22 protein-coding genes and 1 pseudogene are annotated in these 23340 nt (G+C 68.0%); 11 read left to right on the forward strand and 12 right to left on the reverse strand.

Annotated elements, in window-relative coordinates; all coding sequences use genetic code 11:
• Positions 1-20: 20 nt before the first annotated feature.
• Positions 21-2108 carry a tyrosine-type recombinase/integrase gene (locus OG361_RS07010; protein ID WP_405852464.1) on the reverse strand — a complete coding sequence of 696 codons (2088 nt, stop codon included), beginning with the start codon at positions 2106-2108 and terminating at the stop codon, positions 21-23.
• The gene (locus OG361_RS07015) at positions 2105-3238 is read right to left on the reverse strand and encodes a tyrosine-type recombinase/integrase (protein WP_405852465.1); all 1134 of its coding nucleotides are present in this window, start codon (positions 3236-3238) and stop codon (positions 2105-2107) included. Before OG361_RS07015 ends, OG361_RS07010 begins: the two co-directional genes overlap by 4 nt.
• Before the next feature lie 796 nt (positions 3239-4034).
• Between OG361_RS07015 and OG361_RS07020 the strand changes: the two genes are divergently transcribed.
• From OG361_RS07020 to OG361_RS07065, 10 genes are all read left to right on the forward strand, one after another.
• Positions 4035-4643 (forward strand): DUF4913 domain-containing protein, encoded by a 609-nt coding sequence (locus OG361_RS07020; RefSeq protein ID WP_405852466.1) that lies wholly within the window; start codon positions 4035-4037, stop codon positions 4641-4643.
• A 1-nt stretch (position 4644) separates the two neighbouring features.
• Positions 4645-5454 carry a hypothetical protein gene (locus OG361_RS07025; protein ID WP_405852468.1) on the forward strand — a complete coding sequence of 270 codons (810 nt, stop codon included), beginning with the start codon at positions 4645-4647 and terminating at the stop codon, positions 5452-5454.
• The gene (locus tag OG361_RS07030; protein ID WP_405852470.1) at positions 5451-5924 is read left to right on the forward strand and encodes a hypothetical protein; all 474 of its coding nucleotides are present in this window, start codon (positions 5451-5453) and stop codon (positions 5922-5924) included. Before OG361_RS07025 ends, OG361_RS07030 begins: the two co-directional genes overlap by 4 nt.
• Before the next feature lie 41 nt (positions 5925-5965).
• Entirely contained in the window at positions 5966-6823 is an 858-nt protein-coding gene (locus OG361_RS07035) for a DUF317 domain-containing protein (protein WP_405852471.1), read from the forward strand.
• A gap of 30 nt (positions 6824-6853) precedes the next feature.
• Positions 6854-7729 carry a DUF317 domain-containing protein gene (locus tag OG361_RS07040; protein ID WP_405852472.1) on the forward strand — a complete coding sequence of 292 codons (876 nt, stop codon included), beginning with the start codon at positions 6854-6856 and terminating at the stop codon, positions 7727-7729.
• A 555-nt stretch (positions 7730-8284) separates the two neighbouring features.
• Positions 8285-8605: a DUF317 domain-containing protein gene (locus tag OG361_RS07045; protein ID WP_405852474.1), complete on the forward strand. Its 321-nt coding sequence runs from the start codon at positions 8285-8287 to the stop codon at positions 8603-8605.
• Positions 8606-8644: 39 nt separating this feature from the next.
• The gene (locus OG361_RS07050; protein WP_383169903.1) at positions 8645-8869 is read left to right on the forward strand and encodes a hypothetical protein; all 225 of its coding nucleotides are present in this window, start codon (positions 8645-8647) and stop codon (positions 8867-8869) included.
• A gap of 236 nt (positions 8870-9105) precedes the next feature.
• A complete protein-coding gene (locus OG361_RS07055) occupies positions 9106-9288 on the forward strand; it encodes a hypothetical protein (RefSeq protein WP_383169905.1) in 183 nt (60 codons plus the stop codon).
• A 501-nt stretch (positions 9289-9789) separates the two neighbouring features.
• On the forward strand, positions 9790-11505 hold the full coding sequence (locus OG361_RS07060) for a hypothetical protein (protein WP_405852475.1): 1716 nt from the start codon (positions 9790-9792) through the stop codon (positions 11503-11505).
• A gap of 500 nt (positions 11506-12005) precedes the next feature.
• A complete protein-coding gene (locus OG361_RS07065) occupies positions 12006-12467 on the forward strand; it encodes an HNH endonuclease signature motif containing protein (protein WP_383169967.1) in 462 nt (153 codons plus the stop codon).
• Between the two features lie 245 nt (positions 12468-12712).
• On the opposite strand, the pseudogene OG361_RS07070 reads toward OG361_RS07065, so the two are convergent.
• From OG361_RS07070 to OG361_RS07115, 10 genes and pseudogenes are all read right to left on the reverse strand, one after another.
• A pseudogene (locus OG361_RS07070) lies at positions 12713-14106 on the reverse strand (IS1380 family transposase).
• Between the two features lie 65 nt (positions 14107-14171).
• Positions 14172-14684, reverse strand: coding sequence for a hypothetical protein (locus OG361_RS07075; protein ID WP_405852476.1), 513 nt, complete (start codon positions 14682-14684; stop codon positions 14172-14174).
• Between the two features lie 779 nt (positions 14685-15463).
• On the reverse strand, positions 15464-17212 hold the full coding sequence (locus OG361_RS07080; protein ID WP_405852478.1) for a relaxase/mobilization nuclease domain-containing protein: 1749 nt from the start codon (positions 17210-17212) through the stop codon (positions 15464-15466).
• Between the two features lie 4 nt (positions 17213-17216).
• Positions 17217-17567 (reverse strand): plasmid mobilization protein, encoded by a 351-nt coding sequence (locus tag OG361_RS07085; protein ID WP_405852479.1) that lies wholly within the window; start codon positions 17565-17567, stop codon positions 17217-17219.
• Positions 17568-17836: 269 nt separating this feature from the next.
• Positions 17837-18070: a hypothetical protein gene (locus tag OG361_RS07090; protein WP_405852481.1), complete on the reverse strand. Its 234-nt coding sequence runs from the start codon at positions 18068-18070 to the stop codon at positions 17837-17839.
• A gap of 103 nt (positions 18071-18173) precedes the next feature.
• Entirely contained in the window at positions 18174-19202 is a 1029-nt protein-coding gene (locus OG361_RS07095; protein WP_405852482.1) for a DUF2637 domain-containing protein, read from the reverse strand.
• The gene (locus OG361_RS07100; protein WP_405852483.1) at positions 19199-19783 is read right to left on the reverse strand and encodes a WhiB family transcriptional regulator; all 585 of its coding nucleotides are present in this window, start codon (positions 19781-19783) and stop codon (positions 19199-19201) included. Before OG361_RS07100 ends, OG361_RS07095 begins: the two co-directional genes overlap by 4 nt.
• 100 nt (positions 19784-19883) lie before the next feature.
• Entirely contained in the window at positions 19884-20597 is a 714-nt protein-coding gene (locus OG361_RS07105) for an ATP-binding protein (RefSeq protein WP_405852484.1), read from the reverse strand.
• Positions 20597-21538, reverse strand: coding sequence for a hypothetical protein (locus OG361_RS07110; protein WP_405852485.1), 942 nt, complete (start codon positions 21536-21538; stop codon positions 20597-20599). Before OG361_RS07110 ends, OG361_RS07105 begins: the two co-directional genes overlap by 1 nt.
• A 2-nt stretch (positions 21539-21540) precedes the next feature.
• A complete protein-coding gene (locus OG361_RS07115) occupies positions 21541-21900 on the reverse strand; it encodes a hypothetical protein (RefSeq protein WP_405852487.1) in 360 nt (119 codons plus the stop codon).
• Positions 21901-22450: 550 nt separating this feature from the next.
• Here OG361_RS07115 and OG361_RS07120 point away from each other — a divergent pair.
• Entirely contained in the window at positions 22451-23338 is an 888-nt protein-coding gene (locus OG361_RS07120) for a helix-turn-helix domain-containing protein (RefSeq protein ID WP_405852488.1), read from the forward strand.
• Positions 23339-23340 lie beyond the last annotated feature (2 nt).

Raw genomic sequence — 23340 nt, forward strand, 5'->3', positions numbered from 1 at the left:
TCGGGATATTCCGGCTCGGGTCATTCAGGCAGCTCAGCATGCGGTTCGCCGAGTTCGTCCAGCAGACTGCAGATGCGCTCGGAAAGGCGTTGGTGCCGTTCGACCTCACGGCCCCAGCCTCGCTTTTCGGCGTCGAGAGCCAGCTGTTCCTCGACACACAGCCGTTCGCGAAGCCGTGGCGCGTACTGCGGTGTGGTGACGAACTTGGCGCAGGTCAGGTAGAGATCGCACTCACACGGGCCCTCCTGGGGCAGGCGGAGGCAGCGTCCAAGTTCCAGTTCGGTCTTGTAGAAGTTGGTCTTGAGCCAGTCCAGCGCGTCCTGGTCGAGTTGCCCAGATCGCAGGGTGTCGGCGAGGGGGCCGGCGATGGTGGCGCCGGGCTGGAGCACGGCCTGGTAGTCGGCCAGGACGGTGGGGTCGGAGATGTGCGTGTAGGTCATCGACATGCCGGGGCTCTTGTGGCCGAGGACCTTCATGATGGTCTGGACCCGGGCACCCTTCTCGGCGAGTTGGGTGCCCAGGGTGTGCCGGAATCGGTGAGGGTGGATCGCGGGTTTGCCGACGCCGTTGAGGATGGTCAGCTCTTCGCAGATCACGCGGAGCGGGTGGGCGAAGAGGTAGTCGGGGCCTGCGATCACGCCGTTGCGCAGGAACAGGTAGCGCGTCGGGCGTCCGAGATCGGGGTCGTGGATCCCGCGGTCGGATTGGGCTTGCCGCAGTGCGGCAAGAGTACGGATGGCCTCGGCGGCTTCCTCGTGGAGCGGGACGGTGCGCTCCTTGAGGGCCTTGCCCGCTGCGAGCCGCAGCCGGGGTGTGCCGTCGGGGTAGGCGTCGAGGCAGTCGAGGTGGAGCTTGCGGATCTCGGTGCGGCGGGCGCCACTCCACCGGGCGACCAGGAGCGCGCACCGCTGGAGGGGGCATTCGAGGGCCAGGATGCGGTCCATGACCGGGCCGAGTTGGTCGGCCGGGATGAACCGGGGGACGCGTTCGATGACGCGGGGCATGTCGGCGTGCGTGATCAGGGGACGCGCGGGGACGTCGTCCCATTCGGCGACGGCGGCGTAGCGGAAGAGCACGGCGACGGTGGAGATGATGCCGGCGCGGTAGGCCCTGCTCAGCGGCTGGTCCGGATGCTTGATCTTGTGCAGCCGGTGGACGGACTCCATGAAGTCAACCATGTCGGCCCGGTTGAGCTGGTCGAGGCTCGCGATGTGTGGGCGTTCGGTGCCCAGCCAGAGCCCGAAGCGGCGCAGGCCACCGCGGGTGCTGGACATGCTCTCGGGCCGCAGGACCAGGGCGCGTTCGGCCAGGAAACGCTCAAAGACGGCGTCGATGCGGGGTTTGCCGCTGAGCCGCGTGGGCGGAACGCTCTCCTCCCGGGCCGGCGGTCGGGCAGTGATGCCGGCGTGGAACAACGCGAGACCGGTGCGGTAGGCGTTTGTGCCCCACGACGCCTTCAGGGTCGCGCAGCGTTCCTCGCCGACGACTTGGAGCAGGCCGGGGATGCGCTCGCAGTGGCGGATGGCGTGCCGCATCCCCTCGATGTCGTCGCTGGTGAGCGTGTGCAGGTCCGGGTCACCGCGGTGTATCACCAGCCGGATCAGGCCCCAGGGAACCTTGAAAGCTTCGTCGTCTCGGACATGCCCGAGCGTCAGGAGACGATCGCGCAGGTCCTCGCTCTTTTCACGCAGCGGCAGTTGGAGTTGGTCGGCGACGAGGAACGGCTTGAGCACGCCGATGCCCAGCAGCCAGCCCCAGTCCATGTGCAGACGGCCGGTGAGCGCGAGGTAGGTCAGGTAGTGGCGGGCGTTGAAGTTGATCCATGCCGTGGCCGCGTCGAAGCCGGGTTCGGGGGCGCGCCGCTGGTTCTGCGCCTCTCCGTTGCGCCAGCCCAGGCGATCGCGCAGGGGCAGCGCGAACCAGGTGCGCAGGTCCGGGTAGGTGTGCAGGAACCGCAGGTGGAACTGGGTGTGTTTGCGGCTCCACCGGTCGCTGACCGGCAGTCCCGCGACGAACGCGGTGTATTCCGCTCCCGGGCAGTGCCGGGGGATTCCGAGTGCGGGGGTGAGGGGCGATGATGCCGCTCGCAGCAGGGCGTTCGTGCTCACGTGTCCTGCTCTCCGATCGCCCGGCGGTAGTCCTTGACGACCTCGGGATCACTGACCCGGGTGTAGACCTTCATCGAGTCAGGCGTCGCGTGTCCGAGCCGCGTCATCAGCGTCAGCTCTCGCATGCCGCCCTCGAACATCCTGGTGGCGTGGGTGTGTCGCAGGCTGTGCGGCGTCAGCCAGGCATCGCGCACTCCGGCCCGCTGCGCGGCTCGGGCGAACATCCGCACCAGCGCGTCGTAGCCCAGTGGTTCGCCGCGGCGCTTGCCCCTGCCCCCGACGAGGAAGACCCAGGGGCTGGCCGTATCGGACGGCCGCTCACGCATCATGTAGGCGTTCAGGGCTGCCAGGGCCCGGCCTTCGTGAAGGTCGACCACGCGGTCACGGCGGGACTTCTGCTGCACCCCGCGCGGGTGGTCGAATCGCTTGCGAACCGTCACACGGCGCCGGCCGTAGGAGATGTCCTCCAGCCGCAGCCCCAGGACCTCGCCCGGTCGCAGTCCGCCTTCCCACATCATCTCCAACAGCGCCAGGTCCCGGCGAGTCCGCAGCTCATCGAGCAGAGCCCGGTAGACACCGTCCGGCATCGGACGCGGCACCGGCTCCACCGTTTTGACTCGCAGGACCCGGCGAACCGGCTGCTGCCGGCGGGCATTCATCAGCGGCGGCCGGTACCGGTCCGGCACGCGCGCCGCCGCTTGATCGACCTTCTTGACGATCGGGTTGTCCTGGCCGGCGTACTTCTCGCTGGCGATCAAGAACTCGTAGAACGAGGACACCGCGGCCAGGACCCGGTTGCAGGTCTTCGCCGACAGCACCCGCCCCTCGCTCGTCGCAACGCCGAGCTCCAGGCGCTGAGCACGCCGCGACGACGACACCAGCCGCAGCCACTCCAGGAACTCCACAGCTCGGGCCGGCGTGAACCCGTCCGCCCCGATTCCGCGCTCCTCACAGAACAGGTAGAGCTTCTGCAGATCGTGAGCGTAGGCCCGAACGGTGTTCGGCGAGTACGCCCGCACCGCCAACAACCGCAAGAACTCATCGACTTCAGCTACCGGCTCGCCGAACGCGTCGACCAGCCGTACCTGAGGCTGGCCCGCTGCCGCATCGGGCAGTTTCACCACTCGCATGACCAAAACCCTACGCACACGATGTGGCACGCACAGTCACCTGAAGGAAGGCGCTGTCCAGATAACTTCGTCGCCTGGCCGTCCTGGCGGCGGCTCAGCTCTGCTCAAGACGCCGACGAGCAACCTCGCCACGATCGGCGGGAGTCAGCACCCGGCGAAGAGGAAGCAGGGCGGGCACGGTCCGAATCTGGCGGACGAGGTGGAGTGGCTGCTGCCGACACCGAAGGCGTCGGACGGCGCCAAGGGATCACCGAACCAGCGTCACGGGAACGGGGACCTGACTCTGCCCTCGGCGGCGGCCCGACTGCTGCCGACCCGACGGGCGAGCGACGCTGGCACACCGGGGCGCCGGCCAGGGGCGGACTTCCGGCCGCCCCTGCTCTCGGCGGTGCTACTCCCCTTGTTCGCCCACCCGGCATCAACGGAGGAGGGACATGGGGACCGTACTCCGGCGCCATAGCCCGATGGGAACGGGCAACCCGCCCGGCTCCCCGGCCAACCGATGACGCGGGGCGGCTGAGCCCGCTGTTCGTGGAGTGGATGCAGGGCCTCGAACAAGGCTGGGTGACCGACACGCCAGGCCTCGGGCGACCCGCCCAACTCTCTGCTCTCGGCAACGGAGTCGTACCGCAGCAGGCTGCCCGCGCCCTGCGCACTCTCGCCCCCGCAGGCGCGATCTGCGGCCATCAGTGCCGCCCGTGACGGAGGTCTTCTACACCGGAACCCCGGCCGGGCCAAGCCCGGAATTCTCCGGATCCTCGCCACCCCAACCACCCGATCTTGCGGAGGGGTAGCAATGGCTGAAACCGATCAGGAGAACAAGCCGATACGCGTGCCGGACCACGATCTGGACGACCTGGCCTCCACGGTCGCGCGGCTGGTCGCGGAGAGCCGGAGGCAGGGCGAGACGCTCGCCCGGCTCACCGACGACGCCCCACCTTCGGACGACGACGAAGGCAGCGACTCCGAGCACGGTGCCGCCGAGGGCTCGGTCGCCGCGTCTGCGGCGGCCGAGCCGGGCGGCTCCCCGGAGGGCCCGGTGCCAATCTTCATCCTGGCGCTCGACGGCAAGGCGTACGTCGAGGAACTCGCGGCGCTGGCTCGCTGGGTGCACGACCTGCTGCTGCCTGTCTACGGACGGGAGATCACCACCGGCCGTCCGTGGTGCCAGCAGTGGCAGGAACACCCCGAGGCCGTGGCCCGCCTCCATGCCCTGTGGCTGGCCTGGCAGCAGCTCACCGACGCCGAGGCCGGCCTCACCGGTCCCTCGACGTGGCACCGCGACCACCTCGACCCGACCCTGCTCCAACTCCGCACTCCGGATGGCCCGTTCGGCGCCTGCACCACCAGCCCGACCCGCCCTAACCACCGGCTCCTGGCCTCGCCCAAGCCCGCGGGAGCCTGACATGACCGACACGCACGAGCCCCAGACACCGGACTACCGCATCGACGGCTTCGAAGCAGCCACCGAGCGCATCGAGGAGGACTTCTTCTCGCTCACGCTCACGGACGACATGTTCGTGCCCCTCGCCGAGCACCACAGCTACGACGGACGCAACACCTACCTGTTGTTCTACGACCAGGCGGCCATCTGGGACGTGCCCGGCACAGCGGAGTACGTCGCGTTCCACCTCACCCGAGACGTGGAGCAGCGGACCTTCGACTTCGAATACGACCGGGCTCCCACCGTCCCGCTCGCCCAGAACTGGCTCATCCGCCAGGGTTGCCCGCCCGAGGCCACCACACAGACCCGTAACCACGGACCACGCCCCGCCGACGCGCTCACCTCGCGGCTGGAGGACCTGCTCCGAACCAACCCCGACGGCCGATATAAGGTCATCGACCACTACACCGACAATCCGGGCTCGTTCGACTTCGGCACCGAGGTGCGCACCCTCGTTCGCAACAGCCACCCGGACTCGGCGCACGCCCCCTACCGTCTCTTCCTCGAAGAGACGGCCAAGGACTTCCGCTCCTACACAGTGCGCGGAGGGGCCTTCACCAGCGCCGGGGCAGCAGACGCCTGGGCCATGGATCGCAGCACTCCTCTCCCCCTGGCACCGGCCCTAGAGAGCACCGTCACCCACAGTGCGCAGGCTGCCCGCTCGCGCTCCCCGCTCGCCGGAACAGCCGGCCTCGCGGTCCCCCCGGCGCCCGTCGCGACTTCTCACCCCGCGTCTCCTTCCGTGCCGCACTCTCGCCGGGGTACGCGGTGAGCCGGGCGCGGTACGCCTTCGCGGCGCACCCCGAAGCCCTGGCGGACCTGCGCTCGGTCCCGGAAAGCATCCGCGACTTGGCCCTGCTGGAGCTACAGCACCTGGTCCACGGCAACGAACGCGGCGCAGCGCTGACCCGCGAGCTCGCGGGCTGTCACAAGATCTACGTCGATCCGGAGACCCGCTGGCGCATGGTCGTCCAGTACCGCGACGCCCCGGCGTCTTCGCAGCACCGCCGGGAGATCTACCTCCTGGCGGTCGGTGAGCGTCAGGACCAGACCGCGTACCGCACCGCGGCTCTCCGGCTGGAACGCGAACGCGAGGCATCCGCCGGAACCGCACCGCTGCACGGCCGTCGCGCCCAGGCGGCCCGGTCCCGTTCGCCGCGCGGGAACGCAGGTCCGACACACGCCGGATCGCCGGCCCCCGCCGCTTCCACGGCTCCGCCGCGAGCGCGCCGCCGGGCATGACGCCCCGTCTCTCGCCCGCCACCGCCCGGAGGTCCTTCCCCATGTCGCCTCTCGACCCCGGCGATCTCGCCCCGAGTACCGAGGTCCTCGTCGCCCCCGTCCACCTCGCAGGTCCCGGAACGAGCGAGGCCGTCTTCAGCGTCCTCGACCACGCCGCCGGCTGGACGAAGACCGTCGCGTTCGGCACGGACGCGTACTACGCCAGCCCGTGCCAACGGGTCCGAATCGCCAACCCCGTGGAGAGCCACTACGGCGGCTGGACGATCACCTACTCCGAGGACCCGCTCGGCGTTCCGGACTGGATCACCACCTTCGACCGCAACACGCCCCACGAGATCGTCGCCGCGTTCACCGAGACGCTCGTCCAGAGCCTGCCCAACCACTTCCGGGACCATTTCAGCGACGGCAAGCACTACACCGGCCTCGGCCCGAACGACGTACTGCTCCGCAGCGGCTGGGATCCTGTTCACGGAAGTCGGCCGTACCGGATCGTCTCGCCGGACAACCGTGCGGCCCTGCGCACGCGCAGCGGCTGGCTCGACGAGTACACCGAGCTGCTGACGCCGGAGAAGTCCATGTGGCGCCTGTCCGGCGGCGTCGATCCCCTCCACATGCCGAGCTGGAGGGCCTTTTTCAGCGGCAGCACACCGCCCCACCTGCGCACCGCAGCCGCCGTCGCTCTCACCAGCCCGGACGCGGTGCCGCGCTTCGCCGGCGACATTCCCGAACGCCACCACGGCCTGGTGCACGTGCGCCTCGCCGAGCCCGCGGCCTCCATGCCCCGAGCCCGGGCGGCCCTTGCTCGTCGGCCATACGCCGCCCGCTCACCTGCGGCAGAGGCCGCCGCCATCCCGCCCGCATCGCTTCCTACTCACGGCCGTTCACGCCGCCAGCGCTGACGCCCTGCCGCTCATACCCGGAGGTCCCGCGTGCCCGCGCACACACTCGAAGGCGACGTCTACGTCGCGCCGCTGTACCTCGCCGGGTCCACAGCCATCGGCGACCCGGCGCTGCGGCCACTGCTCGACAACGGCTTCGTCGCGCACAGCGACGAACTCGCGAACGTCTACGTCTCCTCCCCCGATCAGCGCATCCGGCTCGGCTTCCTGCCCGAGAGCCCGGACAACCCGTTGTGGAAGGTCGCCGCCCACCGCGACCCGTTCGGCGCGCCCGACTGGCTGGCCACCTTCGACTCCAACACGCCGACGGAGTTGGTGACCGCCTTCTCCTCCGCCCTCGCCGCCAGCTACGCCGAGGAGCTCGACACGGTGCTGACCGGCTCGCGTCACCAGGCTGAGGAAGGCTTTCGCCCCCTGGAGGACGCCGGATGGAAGCGAGGGAGCTGGCAGCTCACCACCCTCTTCACCGCGCCCGACGGACTCGCCGGCCTCACCTACCGGGGCGGGGTCCTGGATCGACAGGCCGAGCTCCGCGGCGACCAGGACCGCTGGCTGCTCTGGGGTGGCGAGGACGGCTTCAGCTCACGCTGGTACGCCTCGTTCACCTCCGCCGTCCCCATCCCGCTGATCGCGGCGACCACCGCCCGCCTAGCCGACAACGCCCCCGCACTCCGCTACGAGGTCGACATCCCCGAGCGCAACCGCAGCGCCGCCCGAATACGCCCCGTGCCTCACCCGGTGCCGACCCCACTGGAAGTCCGACGGGCCGCAGCCGCGCTCTCGCGCTCCCACGGAGGTCGCCTCGCCAGCCGCGCCCTGGCGGCGTCCGCAACCACCAGCAGCCCCAGTGCCGCCCTGCCGGCCTGCCCCGAACACCATCGGCGGGCTGCAACGGCGCGCTCATGAACGACGACCCCGATCCACGCCTCACACCGATCAGACGTCGCCATCGAGGCTCGCCGACGGCCCACGCTCACTGGCACGGGGCGGCCCTGAACTCAGGTGAACGCGGTTCGTTCGAGCCGTCGTTAACTCAGGTCGGCCCAACGCCGCCCTCAGGCGAGTCCTCCACCGCCCGCGCCAGTTCCTCGACGCTCAACTCGACCCGTCTGCCGTCCGCCATGCGGGATCGACCCAAGGACGACGCAACCGCGTCATCCACGGCCTCGTCGTACGTTCGCATCTCCTGCTCCGACACTCAGCCCTTCCTCCTTCCATCGGTCGCCCCGGAGACAGCTCCCGGGGCGACCGGTCCATTCCCCCCAAGCGTTCATTCGACGGCTCAGTCCCCGGCCAGTTCGCCCACGGCAGACGCCCACTCCCGAGAAGGACTGGAGACCTAGTCCTCGACCATGTCAACGTACGACCACTTCGAAAAACCGCAGGTCAACGAAGGGTTTGCTACTCATGATGCTTACTGCCACCGCACCTTCCCACGCCTCCGCCGCGCCTCCTCGCTCCGTGCTCGACGACCGCGAGTGGCTGCTCGACTGCCACTGCGCGAGCCCGGTCGTCGAGCTCCTCAGGGGCCAGGGGTGGGACGTCATCTCCGACCCGCACGCCAACGTCCACTGCTCCAGCCCTGACCAGCGTGTGTACGTCGGGTTCCTCCCCGAGACCGACGAGGCGGCGCGCGGCGAGCTGTGGCACATCCAGGTCAAGGAGGTCGACGGCAAGGTGGCGTGGCGCCAGGCCTTCGGATCGAACGTTCCGGCGCAGGCTGTAGCGGGTTTCCTCGCGGCACTCATCGCCTTCCCGCACCGCTCCTGGCCCTGCTCCTGACCTACGCCGACCGTCCCTTCACCACTTCAGGAGTCTCTCTTGTCCCACGACGTCACCGTTCGCCAGCTGATCCACCAGCTCCAGGAGGTGAACCCCGATCTCCCCGCGTACTTCGCCATCAACCCGGACTGGCCCCACGCCCACCGCATCGGTAGCGTCGTTCAGATCACCGGCTCGAACGGCGCCGTCTACCTCGCCGAAGACGGCCAAGAGGGCGTCCTGCCGCCTGAGGTCCGTGCTCAGCTCGACTGGGGCAACGTGTGAACCGCCGGTGGCGCACACACCTTGCGGCAGGCGCGAATCACTCCCAGCGCTCATCCTTGGCTCTCAGCGATCTGACCCAGCGCCCTATGCCCGCAGGCATGCGTGGTGCTCTCGTCCGCGCCGTGCCCCGGCACGCCACCGAGCCGACTCCCACAACCTGGGTGTCCACCCAAGACCGCACCCCTCTACGCCCGGGCTCCGTACTACTCCACTGGACACACACCTCTGCCGGCGGGATGGACGTCACCGCGCGTCTCGGCCTGGCCTCGATGGATGTCACCCTCGCCACCTGGCCGAATCTTCACGGGGACTGGGCCCCGGTCGTCCACCCCACGCTGCTGGAGACCATGGGCCTACACGCCGCGCTGTCCGTGGCCATCAACGCTCTGTCCCTCGCCAACCACCTTGCTGACGTCTGACCCAATGACGCGCCTCGCACGCCGAGGGAGCTGCCCCAACCGGGCGGCCCCCTCGGCGCGTGTGATTGCTCGTGCACCGAGGTACAGCTGCACCATGTCAGGACTGTTCGGCCCCGGGCTTCGCCCGCCAGGCAGGTCGAAGGGCCGCTGGCGTCTTCCGTATGTCAGTCAGCTGGCCGCCTCGAACGTCGGGGTGAGCGACCGTGTGGGACACACGAGGTCGCTGCCGGGGCGAGCACGTCCATGAGCCAGCGGACGATCCCTACGACTCCTCGTCCTTCTTGACGAGGAAGGCGACCCGAGCAGCATCATCGCGACCGGCTGCGAGAGGTGTGGGCAGCTTGGTCCACCGCTGGTCATCAAGCCGTCAAAGTCGCTTGCCCATGCTCCCCAACCCCGCCCGGTGAGTGGCTTACACATCCCCAATTGCCACGGCAGCGCCCTGTGTTGGGTATGGTGGGGCAACTGTCAGTTATCAGAGTCCTACAGCTGCGAGGATGCATGAGAGATATCACCAGGGAATACGATGCTTTTCTCATCCATCAGACTCCAGAGAGTAAGCCTCTAGTTCTTTTTGCGGCTTCCGCGGTAGAAATTGAACAGTGGGCCGGTGTTCCGGAGCGCCGGAAGCTGGCAAATGAAGAGACGGCAGGCTTTCAGCGGCAACAAGATCCCCGACGTATCGCCGAACTGATTAAGTTCTTCGGCGATCGCAATAATGTGGTTCAAAACCCGCTGCTTGGCGCCCTTCAGGACAATCAGAGAGTTCAATTCTACCCGAGTTCACCCGACTCACCCTTCGGTCGTCTCAGCATTACTTACGAGGACCACTCGTCGCTGTCGATGATGACAATGCTGAAGCGAATCGTGTCGCATCTTGAATCACGCGTAAGCGGTCTTGGGGATGACGTAGTAGACGAGGCGCGCGTGGCTTCCATCATGCGGTTGGAGAGCGTCGCCACATCACCAGAAGACAGCGAAAATGATGATCGTGAGGATGATTCAGACTCAGACATCGACGAAACGCTAGGCCTAGATGAGTCGACCATAGATGACGCTGAAGCCACTGCGTCTGTGATGCTCGCAGAGGAAACACATCTGGTTGATTTCTATACCGAGCTGCGCGCCCGTATCCGGGTACTGGAACAGCGGGGAACCGAGGACGCCGAGGAAATTCAAGGCTTCACGAAGTCCGCACTTCTTGCCTACTTGAAGCCTGTCGTTCTTGTGGATGGGCAGCATAGATTGATAGGAGCTGTCGAGTCTGCCCGTCAAAGTATTAAGAAGAGTGACGGGAAGCAAAAGATCATCGACGCGGTGAAGGGCGGATCCACCCCTGAACTAGCCGAGAAGGAGCTGATCGAAAGTCAATCTCGTAGACTTCCAGTGTCGCTGCTTATGGATGACAGCCCGAGCGAACATGTCTTTCAATTCGTGGTCGTTAACCAAAAGGCGACCCCGATGGGCAAAGCGCTACTTGGGACAATTGTGTCGACGAGCCTAAGCCGGAGCGAGCTATCGGCCGTTGCAGATCGCCTTCGACGTGCGGGAATCAAGCTGGAAGATTCTCAATCCGTTGCATACTTGACCCGCTCAGAGGACAGCCCGTTTCGGGGACTCGTTCAGACAGGAATGGCTGGCGATCGCGCCGACCTCCTACAGTGGACGGTCCTACGCGGTCTCGTTTCGATTTTCCGCGAGCTGCGAGGCGGACGTCCATTCAACCAAAAGATCGACTACGCGCGCGCCTGGAAGATGGAGTACTTTCCACAGTGCGGCCTTGTGGGTCCGGGTACAGACGAAGAGAGATTCGAGGAATGGTCTCGCCCTGATGGTCCATGGCGGGACATTTTCGTTAGGTTCTTTTCGCGGGTCCGAGACCATTTTGGCGATGCCACCGAAGTTGATACATACAACGGTTGGGGAAGTACAGCCGTAAGCAACCTCTTCAATAAAGTATCGCTTACCATCCTTGCTGCCGACTACTTTGACTTTCTGTACACACAGTCGGAGTCGCTAGCAGATATGGATGATTTCGAGCGGACCCTTAGCGACTGGCTCAAGGATGGCCGGGTAAGCCCCTCATACTTCAATCGAGATTGGAAGCTTGAGAACGTCAAGAAAGATCAGTTGGCCGTAAAAAGGGTTTGGGCTCAAAATTGGCAGGAGTATCGGAAGGTGCCTGCAAGTGGGCTGCCTAGGAAGTTCAAGCCGTAGTCACCATTATGGACACTCACGGGATCAGCCAATTCTACAAGGTGCTCACGGATACGCTGCCGACTCGATGGACGGAAAGCGGACTCCGAGAGGTGGCAGGCCTCAGCGCCCCCTCGGGAATTTTGGGCAAAAATGAGTGGCTCCTAAAGGCCGACTACGCCATCACGGTGGGGCGTTGGTTCCTAGAGGGCATGGTCGACTTGGCCAGGCATGTGGAATCTGGAAGCAATATCGGCCATGTCTATGTAGAGATTTTCTCCCAGCTCCGAATGCTCGCCCAGCATGCACCCGAGGACGAAGTCGAACTGGCGGCTACTCAGCTTGCAGATTTCGCATGGCGCGAAATAGAGGCGCGTAGAGGGATAGGGCGCGAGCGGATAAGCACTACCCTGAAGCAAGCAGTGTGGTTCAACAGTGCCCCAAATCAAAGATGTTATCTCTGCGGGTACCAGTTCACAACGCATGCCCGAGATCTATTTCTCCGTAGAACACGAACGGAGATGACGCCTTTGACTTTGGTCGATTTCACTCGCCCAAGAGGCTTAAATGCGAGGCATCTACGTATTGAACTGGACCACAAGATCCCCGTTGCAGAGGGTGGGGCAACAGATGAGGATAACCTCTATTTGGCTTGCGGATGGTGCAACATCACCAAGAGTAAACTGTGGAGTGTTTACGATGCTAAGGCTTGGGCGGCGGGGGTTGTAAAGCATCCAGATCCTAAGATCGGCGCAGTAACACTCCCACAGCCACTATGGATCTTGCGATTGATCGCGGCCCGTGGGCGCTGTGAGGCGGCAGCGGCATGCACGGCTCGCCTGAACAATAGTGAACTCTTTGTGGCACCTTTTAGACCCGGCGGAGCACTAACGCCGACTAATCTCATGGTTGTTTGCGCTCAGCACGACCCGTGGGCTTCCAGTCGATTCATCGCGCCTTCGTTCTTGCCGAATAGGAAGTAGCCAATATCCTGGGGTGGTTCGTGGGGCAGCTCCGACGCCAGGAAGGTCACCAAGGGCTCCTTCGCCAAAACCAGCTCCACTAACCTCAAAGTTTCATGATGGGTCACCGACGGAGTCGGTGACCCATTTTCGTGCCGTGAGCTGTGGGTGGGCAGGCCGAGGGCCCGAGTGTCGTCTCGGGGTGGCGCCGGGTTCCACTGCTCCGGGTGCTGATGGGCTGTCGTAGGGATGAGGGAATCCGCTGGTCAGCCGGGGTTCGGCAGGAGTGCGAGCCGTTCGAGTGCGGCGGTGATGTGGCCGGTCCAGGGCCAGTGCCGGGCCAGACGGAGGATCCGCCGGCGCCCAGTGGTGACGAGTTGTCCGGCCGCGGTGAACAGACGGAGCCGCAGGCGCCGGGGCTCCCAGAGACGGGCCTTGCCGGTCAGGGCGAGCATGGGCATCCAGGCCAGCAGGTCGAGCGCGATCTGGACGACCTCGAGCCAGACCCGGTTCTGGGCGGTGTCGTGCAGGGGCAGGTTGCGCAGGCCGGTGGCCCGGCCGGCCCGGATCCGGTCCTCCGCCCGGGCCCGTAGCCGGTGACGGAGCTCGAGTTCGGCGGTCGGTCGGCCGACGGTGTTGGTCGCGAAGCACGTGATCCGCATGCCGTCCGCGTCGGTGATCCTCAACTGGGCCCCGGGATGCGGCCGTTCTTTGCGGACGATCAGTCGCATACCCTTGGGCCAGCCGTCCAGCAGGTTGCCGGTGAGCTCGGCGACCCAAGCCCCGTCACGGACCTCACCAATGGTCTCAACGGCCGCCGTCCAGGCCGGGGCGGGGACCTTCAGCACGTGTTCGTGGATCGTCTCGGTGACCATCATGCCGACCGAGTAGGACAGCCATCGGCCTCGCTGGGCGAGCCAGGACACGAAGTCGTGGGTGCCGCCGGCGGAGTCGGTGCGGATCAGGGTCTGCCGCCCCCGCCGGTAGCGCTTGGGCAGTTGGGCCAGGGCGAGCTGGGCGGTGGTGATGTGGTCGGCGGCCGTGTTCGAGCCCGCGGTTCCCCGGCCTGAGCAGAGCGGCGACCGGCTCTCCGGTTCCACCGGGGCCGTGGTCGACGAAGGCCGTCAGTGGATGGTGGCCGTAGACCTTCTTCCAGGTCGCGGCCGCGTCCTCCTTGTCGGAGTGGGCGACCATGAGGACACCGTCGAGATCGACGACGATCTGGCCGTCGGCGTTCGGAGCATGCTTGCCGGCCGACGACCAGGCATGATGACGGACTTCGGAGCGTGCGGACCGGATGGCCCGCAGGGCTTTCTCGCCGGAGGCGGCGAGAGTATCGATCAGGCGGGAGACGGTCGGATCGGAGGCGACCGGCCCGAACACGGCCGGCTCGGCCCGCAGCACGGCGACATCCGCGAGGCAGTCCCCGCCCAGTGCGACCGCCAGAGCGAGGTCCAGGAGGGCCTTGCCGGGATCGTGGACGGCCCGCGGTTTGCACCCACGGAGCCAGAGCCTGGGATATGGCCCGGTCAAGACCGGTCTTGCGGATTGTTTCGACGAGCAAGACCGCACCGGCCCGGGAGACGACCTGGCGGCCGTCGGCCTGAACGCCGACGCGGGGATAGGACCCGATAACGCCCCCGCGCCCAGCGGAGGTCATAGCCCAGCGCGGCCCGGTCGATGAGACGGTCACCGAGATCACGGACCAGCGCCGCCCGCCGGGTCTCACGACTCCCCGGAGTCATCGGGTTCTTCCTTGCCTTGGGCCAGGAACCGGCCTCCAATGAAGACCACCCCCAGAGCGACCGCGGAACCGACACCGACCATGGCCTTCTTCAGCAGACCGTCCACGTGGCGCTTGTGCTCGGTGTCCTTCTGAGAAGCAAGTCTTGCCGTTTCCTGGATGAGTTCGAGGAGGTGCTTCCTCTGCTCCCAGGTCAGGTCGTCCCTGCGGAGTTCCCGCTCGAAGATCTCCCGGTTCTCCCGGAGGGCCTGGTAGACCTGATCCAGGCTGTGCCTGCCGTCCGCGAGAGTGGCCTCGTGGGCCTTCTCGATGGCGCCGAAGGCGTCCGTGGCGAACTTCCTGAACTCGGGGAACTGTTCGACGATCTTCATGGCCACTTCGGTGTCCATGTCAGGCATCATGGCCGCGAACCTGACCGTTTTCTCCTTGGAGAGGTGCCTCCAGGTGTCGATCCCGAGCGCGCGCATGATCTCGGCTTCGTTTTTGTACTTCATGCCGTGGAGCCTCCATTGCTCTCCTTCGCAGCGCGTTCTTCCGCGCTGCGGGCCCGGTAGTCGATCCCCTGGATGTGCACCTTAATGTTCAGACGCGCTGCCGATGTTCTGGAGGAGGTAGAGAGTGGTCGGCCGTGGTTCCCTGGGAGCTGCAGGACGATCCGGGGCTCAGCCGGTCGACCCGAAGGCGGCGACTGGTGCGCGGCTCGGCGCGATGACAGCGGCACGGAGTGACAGTCGGATCTGACGTTGGTCTGGGGTCGTCGTCCCGGTCGGTGACCAGTGCCGCTGGCAGCGGCAGTCTGTACTTGTCGCACAGGAGCCGGGCCCGGCAGTGCCGCTGGACGTCGGCGGCCACCCTGCCGAGAACCGCGGAATTCATGCCGGCACCGACGAGGACGCCCACGAATGGCGCGGCCTTGGCGACGTGCCCTTGGGCTTCTCCCCGGAGCTTCGCACTCCGCCGTTCCCAGCGACGCACGTCCGGGTGGGGACGGGTCATCGGACACGAACTCGGGACTACCCTGTCATCGGCGACACCACCGCCGACCCCCTCTCCAAGAGCGTCCACTCCACGCACGCGACCTCGTGTCGCATCTTCACCGGAGAGGTGCTTCTTTCCACGGCACGATCTGGACCTTCGACAGTCCTATCGTTGCAGCTCAGGAGCGCTTATCGCGTTTTTGATCACGCTTCGGACGGCCCGCCTCGTGAAATCCCGAGGCTGAACATGCCGCCGAAAGCTGGGGCCGTGAGCGTCCAGCTATTTGAGGGGCTGGTCAGCACCGTGAGCCCGGCCTGCGGGTGCTGAGCGTGTCATTGCGAGCCGGTGTCTCGGCTGTCTGGGGCTTTGAGGGCGGAGTCTGAGGTGAGGTTGCCCGCGGCTGAGCTTGTGTGCGGGGCAGGTCCGCGGCAGCGGGCAGCTTCCCGATACGGCGCAAGCGCCAGATGAGTACGTCCGTGACGCTGTCGGCAGTCTCCAGCTCTCGCCATTCGATCGCCTGCTGGAGCAGCGTGCCAGCCTCGTGCCCTGCTCGCTCGGCTTGGGCGAGGGTGGCGGCGAGCGCGTCCCAGCCGGGCTCGCGCCGAGCGCGGCCGGCCTGTCCTGGCAGTGCCACTTCCACAGTGTGGGCGTAGCGGTCGTGTACGGGGGCGGGGAGCCGACGTCCATGTTCGCGCATCGCCTTCATCGGCGTGGCGGACGCGGACTGGTAGGCGGCGCGCAGGTGCTGCGCGGCTTGTCGGGCTGCGGCGGCCTGCTGGGCGTGACCGCGGGCAGAGTGCCAGCGGATGGCGGCGATCGTGACAAGGACCATCGTGGACAGGAGCATGGCCGTAGTGCCGCCGTCCTCTCCTTTGCCGAGGGCGTTGCCAGCCTGGACGATGCCGCGCGCGGCGGCCCGGAGGGCCCGGCTGTCGGCCTGCTCAGCGCGGGTGTGGGAGCGGGTGGCACGTTCGAAGGCGCGGGCGGCCTCGGCGAGCTCCTTGCGAGTGGAGGCCGGGGCGGTCTGAGCGACGGCATCGAGGAGCTCACCGATGCCGATGAGCTGGGCGGCGCCTGCAGCGTCGTCGTCCTCGGTAAGTACGGTGCCGGCCTGTTCGGCGACTTGGGTGGCGTCGCGGCGAGCGCTGGCGGGTCGAGCTACCCGTACGGAGCGTCCCTCAGCGGCCATCGGCTCGTCCTCGGGTAGTCCTGCCGCGAAGCGTTGGCGGATCCTGGGAAGGGAGAGGTCGGGCGCAAGTCGGGAGCCGGGGAACCAGATGGGATCGCCGTCACGGTTGCGGTCGCCCGGCAGGGCAACCTTGTAGCCGAGGATGTCGCCGGAAGGCGCGAGGCGCTTGTCTAGACGGAGGCCGGCTTCGGTGAGGCGGCGGAAGAACTCTTCCTCGTCGGCGGCACCGGCCAGCGCCTGGCGGACGTGCTCACGCAGCGTTTCCCGGGGCGGTTCGGTGCGGCCGGTGCGCTCCGCCTTGGCGCGTTCGGCACTGGTGGGGCGCTGGGCGGCAGTGCCGTCACCCTCGTTGAGAATCTGCAGGCCCCACTCCTTTTCGATCTTGCGGCATTCGGCCTGGGCGCGAATGCCGTCCTGGTGCCGGCGGGGGCTTCGCCCGTCTTCGCGTTTGAGCGTGGCGACGATGTGGATGTGGTCGTCGGCGTGGCGTACGGCGATCCAGCGGCACGCCTTTTCGTCGCCTTCCTCGGCGATACCGGTGGCGTGGACGACGCGGCGGGCGACCTCGGCCCATTCGGCGTCGGTAAGGTGCCGGTCGCCAGGGGCCGTCCGGACGGGGCAGTGCCAGACGTGCTGGGCCGGGCGGCGGCCCTTCGGGAGGGCGAGGACCGGGAGGTCGAGCCGGTCGGTGAGCTGCTTGAGGGTGGCCGCCGGGTCGCGGCCGGGGTCGGGTGCGAGTTCCGGGATCCATGCGGCGACGAGGTGCGGGTCGGTGTGCTCGTCCCGGCGGCCGGGACCGTAGAGGTAGGCGAGCAGTCCGTACGTGCGGCTGCCGGTGGAGACGTCCGGCACCACGGTGTCAGCGCCTCGCCATCTCGACGGCAGCGGCCTCGACCCGGGCTGCAGCGCGCATGACGCGAGTGACCGCGTCGTCGGCGTACTCGGCCCGGCCGTCGGAGTTCAGGATTCGGGCCACCTGGTTGAGGTTGTTGCCGGCGCGGGCGAGCTGGGCGCTGGCGGACATCAGTTCCTCGACGCGTCCGCGCTGGTCCAGCAGCCATGCCTTGGAACCGCCTTGGGCCCGGGCGACCGCGACTGCGGCGTCGGCGAGAAATCCGGCGGTCTTCAGGCCAGCGGCTTCGGCGGCGTTCTTGACGATGTCGAGTTCGTCGCGGGTCAGGCGGACGCTGCGGACTTGGTCGCGGTGCACGCTCTGGCGCAGGCGGGGGCGCGTACGCGGCGCGGAACGCGCGGCTCCTTCTTCCTCCTGCTGCGATCCGCCCTCGGTCGCAGCCCCGGAGCCGGGCGCCCCCTGGTGCCGGGCCTCCCCCGCCCACTTGGGGGCGGGGGCATGCGCTTCCGAAACTCCTCCGCAGCCCGTGGCAGCGGAGGAGTTTCGGAAGCTACAGCTTGCTCGGCCTCGTGCCGGGCAGTGGCTTTCACCAGGGTCAGCGAGGGCGGAGGGCGGATCGGCGGGCGTCATCGGGGCAGTCCGGAGGCCTCGCGGCGTACGTCGCGCAGGACTTCGGCGACGAAGTCGAGGGCGAGGACCGGATGGTGGAGGGTGCGCTGTGTGCTCGCGGGTGTGCGCTGGACGGTCCAGGACCCGTCGGGGCCGGGTTCGGCATGGTGGAGGTGTCCGTACCTGCTGAGCACGGTGATCCAGGCGTCGACTTCGGCTTGGGTGGCCGGGGTGGCCGAGGTGGTGCGCATGGTGGGGGCTCCAGTGCATGGGCGGGGCGGGAGGGAGTCGTGTGCTCGGCGGGTGCCCCGGTCCGGTGGGCGGACCGGGGCACCCGCCGAACGGGCTTTCCGGTCAGCCGGTCTGGGTGTCCGGAGCCTGTTCTGACTCCGTGCGGAGGCACTGCATCAGGACGGTCAGCCGGTCATTGCCGAGGCCGTGTCCGTGACCGCGGATGGCGTCCGCGACGACCTTCCGGGTCAGGTCGCCGGCCTCGGTGACCGCCTGGCGGGCGATCACGAGAAGCTGCTGGTCAGTCATGGTGGCCGGCTTGCGGTCACCGCTGTCCGGACGCCCGGTGGCGCCGGCTTCCCCGGCGGCGCCCGAAGTGGTGCCCGGACGCTTGGCCAGGTCGGGGCGGGTGACCGGACGGGGTCTCGGGGCCGGGTGTCCGCCCTGGTCAGCGTCGCGGCCACCGTGCTCGGGCTCCGGCTCGACCAGCTTCGCCTGCTCGCCGGACAGGGTGTCCGGGGCGCGGGACTCCGAGGTGGCCAGCTCCTTGGTGACCGTGATGCGCCCGGTGTCCGGACGGGGCAACTCGGCGGGGTGTCCGGAGGTGACCGGGACTGGTCCTCGTTCGCCCCGAACCGGGTAGGTGTCCGGACGGTCATCGGTGACCCGCTCCGTCCGGACAGCGGAACTCTCCGCGTGTCCGGACACCCCGGCCTCGGTGGCCCGGCGGGCGATGAGGATGTACAGGTGGACGGCTCCGGCCAGGGCGAGTGGGGCCAGGGTGGACAGGACGCCGACCGTGATGTCGCCGAGCCGGAGGCCCGCACCGTCATGCTGCTGCTGGTTGAGGCGTACAGCGTGTAGGGCGTTGGCCCAGATACTCGCGGCGGTCGCCGTGCCGAACAACGTCCACACGTAGCAGCGTGCGGCAAGCGGGGCCGTACGCAGGACGAGGAGGGCTCGTACTCCGTAGGCGATGAATCCGTCGATGACCAGGGGGAAGACGAAGGTGAGGAGTCCTCGGACGTGGATTGCCGTGGCCATCTGCTGCAGAGCGTCGTACGAGAGGGCGCATCCCGCGCCGCCGAGGGCGACGACGGCGGCCCGGTCCCAGCCGTTGATCCGCGCCGGTATCGGCGCGACGTGACTCACGCCGCCGTCCCGAGGTCTTCGCGGACGGGGAGCTTGGCCTTGGGTTCCCTCAGCGCGTGGGGCTGGCTCGTGGACGTCTTGTCGGCCTTCTTCTGCTGCTCGACGGCCCGGTTGCGGATCTCGCGACGGGTTCGCCGGTAGAGCTTCTCGGCGTGCTCCTCGGTGATCTTCAGCAGCCAGGCGAGCCGAGAGGCGGGAAGCTCGGACTGGTAGGCGGCCCGGACGACGGCGCGGCGCTCGGCCTTGGTGAGGTGGAGGTCGCGTCCGGCCAGGACTTCGTTGACGCGACCGTAGTCGAGGCGGTGCTCCAACTTCTTGTGGAGGAGCTCCCGCTCCTCTTCGGTCATGCCGCCCCGGATGCCGGCGCCGTCGCCGTTTTCGAGGGCGGCGTCGAGGCAGACCCTGCGGACGGGGCACTGGGCGCACAGGGCCTTGGCCTCGCGGATGCGGTCGACCTCGTCGGGCTCGGGGAAGAAGAGTTCGGGGTCGACCCGGTGGTGGGGCGTCGAGTTGCAGGCGGCCCGGTCGCGCCAGGTGTGGTCGCCGAGGGCGCGGGACTGCGGGGTGTTGGTGCGGTGCATGGGGATGTCTCCGTATCCCCCAGGGCGCGTTCGGGCAGGAGCGACCAGGGGGTTGGTGCGGGAAGGAGGCGGGGCCGGTGCTGGCCGCCGTGGGGCAGAGTCAGGCGCGGGCAGCGTCGAAGGCGCGTCGCTCGGCCGCGAGGGCTCGTCTGCGGTCGGGGCCGTCGAGGATGACCCGGTCGGTCATCTCGGTGAGCCGGGAGGCGACGCGGTCGCCGATGTGGGCCCGCAGGTCGGTCATGCCGAGGTTGGTGGTGATCAGGGTCGGGAGCATCGCGTTGTAGCGCCGGTTGATGAGCCGCATCGTGATCTCCTCGGTCCACTCGCTGTTCTTCGCCGCGCCGAGGTCGTCGATGATCAGCAGCGGGCAGCGGGCCAGGTCCATCAGCTCGCGTTCGCCGTCGTGTCCGGGGCGGGGCCGGAGCTCCGCGTACAGGTCCGCGGCCGTGATCGCCTTCCACCGCAGCCGGACCCCGGCGATCAGGAGCGAGCGGACCGCTCCGTACGCCTGGTACGTCTTGCCGGTCCCGGTGGTGCCGACGATCAGCAGCGAGCGGCCCTCGGCAAGACCCGGGGCACCCTCGGGTCCGGGGCGTCCGCCTTCGGCGACCTCGCGGACCCAGGCGGCGATGGCCGGGTGGTCTGCGACGGCGGCTCGGTAGCGGGCCGGGATACGGGCCTGCGCCGCCTGGAGGGCGGGGGAGGGCTCGACCGGGTCCGTGAGCTTCGCGTTGGGATCGATGCCCCGGGAGGTGAGGAGGTGGGCCAGGCGGCGGGCGATGCCGCCGACGGGCTGGGCGTCGTGGTCGCGCATCACAGCTCCTCGGCGTAGGCGGCGGCAGGGTCGGCGGGGTTGGCCCAGGCCCGATGGGCAGGCACGTTAGGCCGGGATTCCGGCCGGACCAAACCGGCGGCGGTGGCGTTCATGGCCTCGTGGACGAGGCTCGGCAGGGTGCTGGGGTGCAGGCCCTTGGCGCGGTGGAGGGCCAGGCCGGCGCGGAGGTGGGTGGGATCGATGCCCTCCGCGAGGAGCTTGGCGGTCTCACGGCCGAGGTGACCGAGGACGCCGCTGGGCGGGCGGTGTGCGCAGGCGGCGGTGTACTCGGCGATGAGCTGCTGAGCAGAGGCGGTCTCCGGTGCGGTGGCGCCTGCGCCCCCCGAAGGGAAAGAAGTTCCTAGATCCAGGTTCCTAGGTCCAAGATCCAGGGCGTGAGGACTCACCGCGGGTTCACTGCGCACTCCGTGAGTGTTCACTGAGGACTCAGTGAATGGCTCGCGACCTGCGGTTTCGTGCTCTTCAGCGGATGCGAGTGAAGGGCGTGCGGCCTCCGTGAATCCTCCGTGAGCCTTCAGTGAGGGCTTCGGGGCGTCTCCGTGAGCCTGCGACGCATCCGCCGTCGTCCTCCCGGCGCCGTGCTTCGGGCACTCGGGGAGGCGGCTGCGGCTCGCACGGTTGATCTTCTGGTGGCGGTACCAGGTGACGATGTGCAGGTACCGCTTGCCCTCGCCGTCCTCGTAACGGCAGACCAGATCGGCGGCTGCGAGCTGGATCAGGTCGTCCTCGACGTCGACCGGAGTGCGCCCGCCCCGGACCGCCCAGAGTTCTCCACACAGGGCTGCGGGCTGGTCGCGGACGCGACCGTGGTCGTCAGCCCGGCTGATCAGACCGAAGAAGGTCCGCTCGGCGTAGACGCTCACCTGGGCCAGGGACTCGGAGGTGAAGGTTTCGGGCTTGAAGGTTCGGATCCTCGCCATGGTCAGCGCCTCCCGTCGGCGATCGCGTACGCCCCGGCGGCGGGGCGCAGGACACCGGTGGCGAGGTCGAGGTCGTACGCCTCGCTCCAGTTCGCCTCGGGGTGGGTACGCATGACCCAGCGGGCGGCCGTCAGGCCCTGGGTCCGATTGAGGGCGACAACGCTCCCCCGCACGTCGTAGGCACGGGCGTGGGGGCTGGGCCAGGTCCGGCCGGGTTCACGCTGCGAGACTCGGATGGTGCGAGCGCCGGGCACGATGTCCGCGAGGAGCGTGGCAAGGCGACGCCGGCGGTCGCTGGTGGCAGGGTCGGGGGCTTGGGCGGACCGGGCAGGGTGCGCCCTACCGTTCCGGGACTCGGGCATGCGAGAATTCCTCACTCGTAGGTGGAGTGGGACGGCCGTTCTCGTCGAAAAGGTCAGCCGACCCGCTCCGGTTATGGATCCGCCCCCTTCGGGTGGCGGGCTCGGCGTCCGGAAGCGGCTAACTTCTGGGCGCCGGTTTCATTTCCCCTGAAGGAAGCGCGTCTGTGGCGCTCGGGATAACTCCTACTTCTCTCCCCTGCGTTGAGCCTGGTGTCGGCTTTTCCGCCGAGGGACCAGCAACATATGCCTGCCCCTTTCGACACTCCAGCGGATAGCTGGCGTTGATCCACTTCGACGCCAACTCGACACCTGCTGCCGGGTCCACGCAGGTCACGGCTTCAGCCACGCCCCCACTCGTCGACCTCTGACCGAAGTCGGAGGCCCCGAGCGACCTCACGCATCGCCCTTCAGCCGACACGGGCACGAAGGCACCTCAAGGTGTAGGTTGGACCCGTTGGTTTGCCAAACTGAACCTACATCGGTTTAAGCATCGGATCAACACACCGAAGTTTCATCAATTTCGACAACCAACCTGAGGGGGAGTCGCGAGATGCCCGCCCGCCACTTCGACCGCGACCGGGTCCGGACACTGCGGCGCTCCCGCGACATCACCCAGAGCGAGGTCGCCGAAGCGGTCGGTGTCGGCGGCTCCACAGTGGCCAGCTGGGAGCTGGGAACCTCGGCTCCGGACGGGGAGAAGCTGCCGGCTCTGGCGAAGTTCTTCGGGCTGCCGTTGGACGAGCTCTTCCCGCGCGGCACCGACGAGCTGCCAGACCTCGCCGATCTGCGTTGCGACGCCGGCTACAGCCAGTACCAGACCAAGGGCCTGATCGGGACGAAGAGTTCCGGTCCCGTCGCGAACGCCGAGCGGGGCAAGCGACGGCTGAGCGAGAAGTTCCACCGCCCCCTGGCCGACGCGTACGGAGTGACCGTGGAGGAGCTGCTGGCCGCGCAGGAGCGGTCTTTCGGCAACGAGGTCCCCGCCCCTGCCGACGCCACGCGCGTGCCGCGCTCCGTGGCCGAGAAGATCACCTATCTCCTGGAGCACTCGTATCCGGGAGCACAGGTCGCACCGTCGGACGCCGAGATCGCCCTGGCGGTCAACGATCACGCCGGCGGGCAGGTCGTCTCGGAGGATGGCGTGCTCGCGCTCAGAACCGGCGCCGAGTCGGATCTCCCGCCGATCGTCGCAGAGGGACTGGCCGAGCTGTTCGCCGTCTCCCCGTTGTACTTCCAGCCTGACGACACGGTGGCCAGGCAGGTCGCCGAAGGGCTGCGGCTGCTCGCGGCTGCCCGTACGGGCGCCGTCAGACGGGTCGAGGCCCGAGGGCTGGGTCCGGAGGGACTGTCGGACGACGTCCTGGCCTTCGTCAACCAGGTCGTCGAGGAGCTTGCGAGCAGAGAGAAGCCCGGGACCGACGGCGACCCCGGGCGTTGACT

Origin of the sequence: Streptomyces sp. NBC_00090, from assembly GCF_045160815.1 — a bacterium.
Classification (GTDB): domain Bacteria; phylum Actinomycetota; class Actinomycetes; order Streptomycetales; family Streptomycetaceae; genus Streptomyces.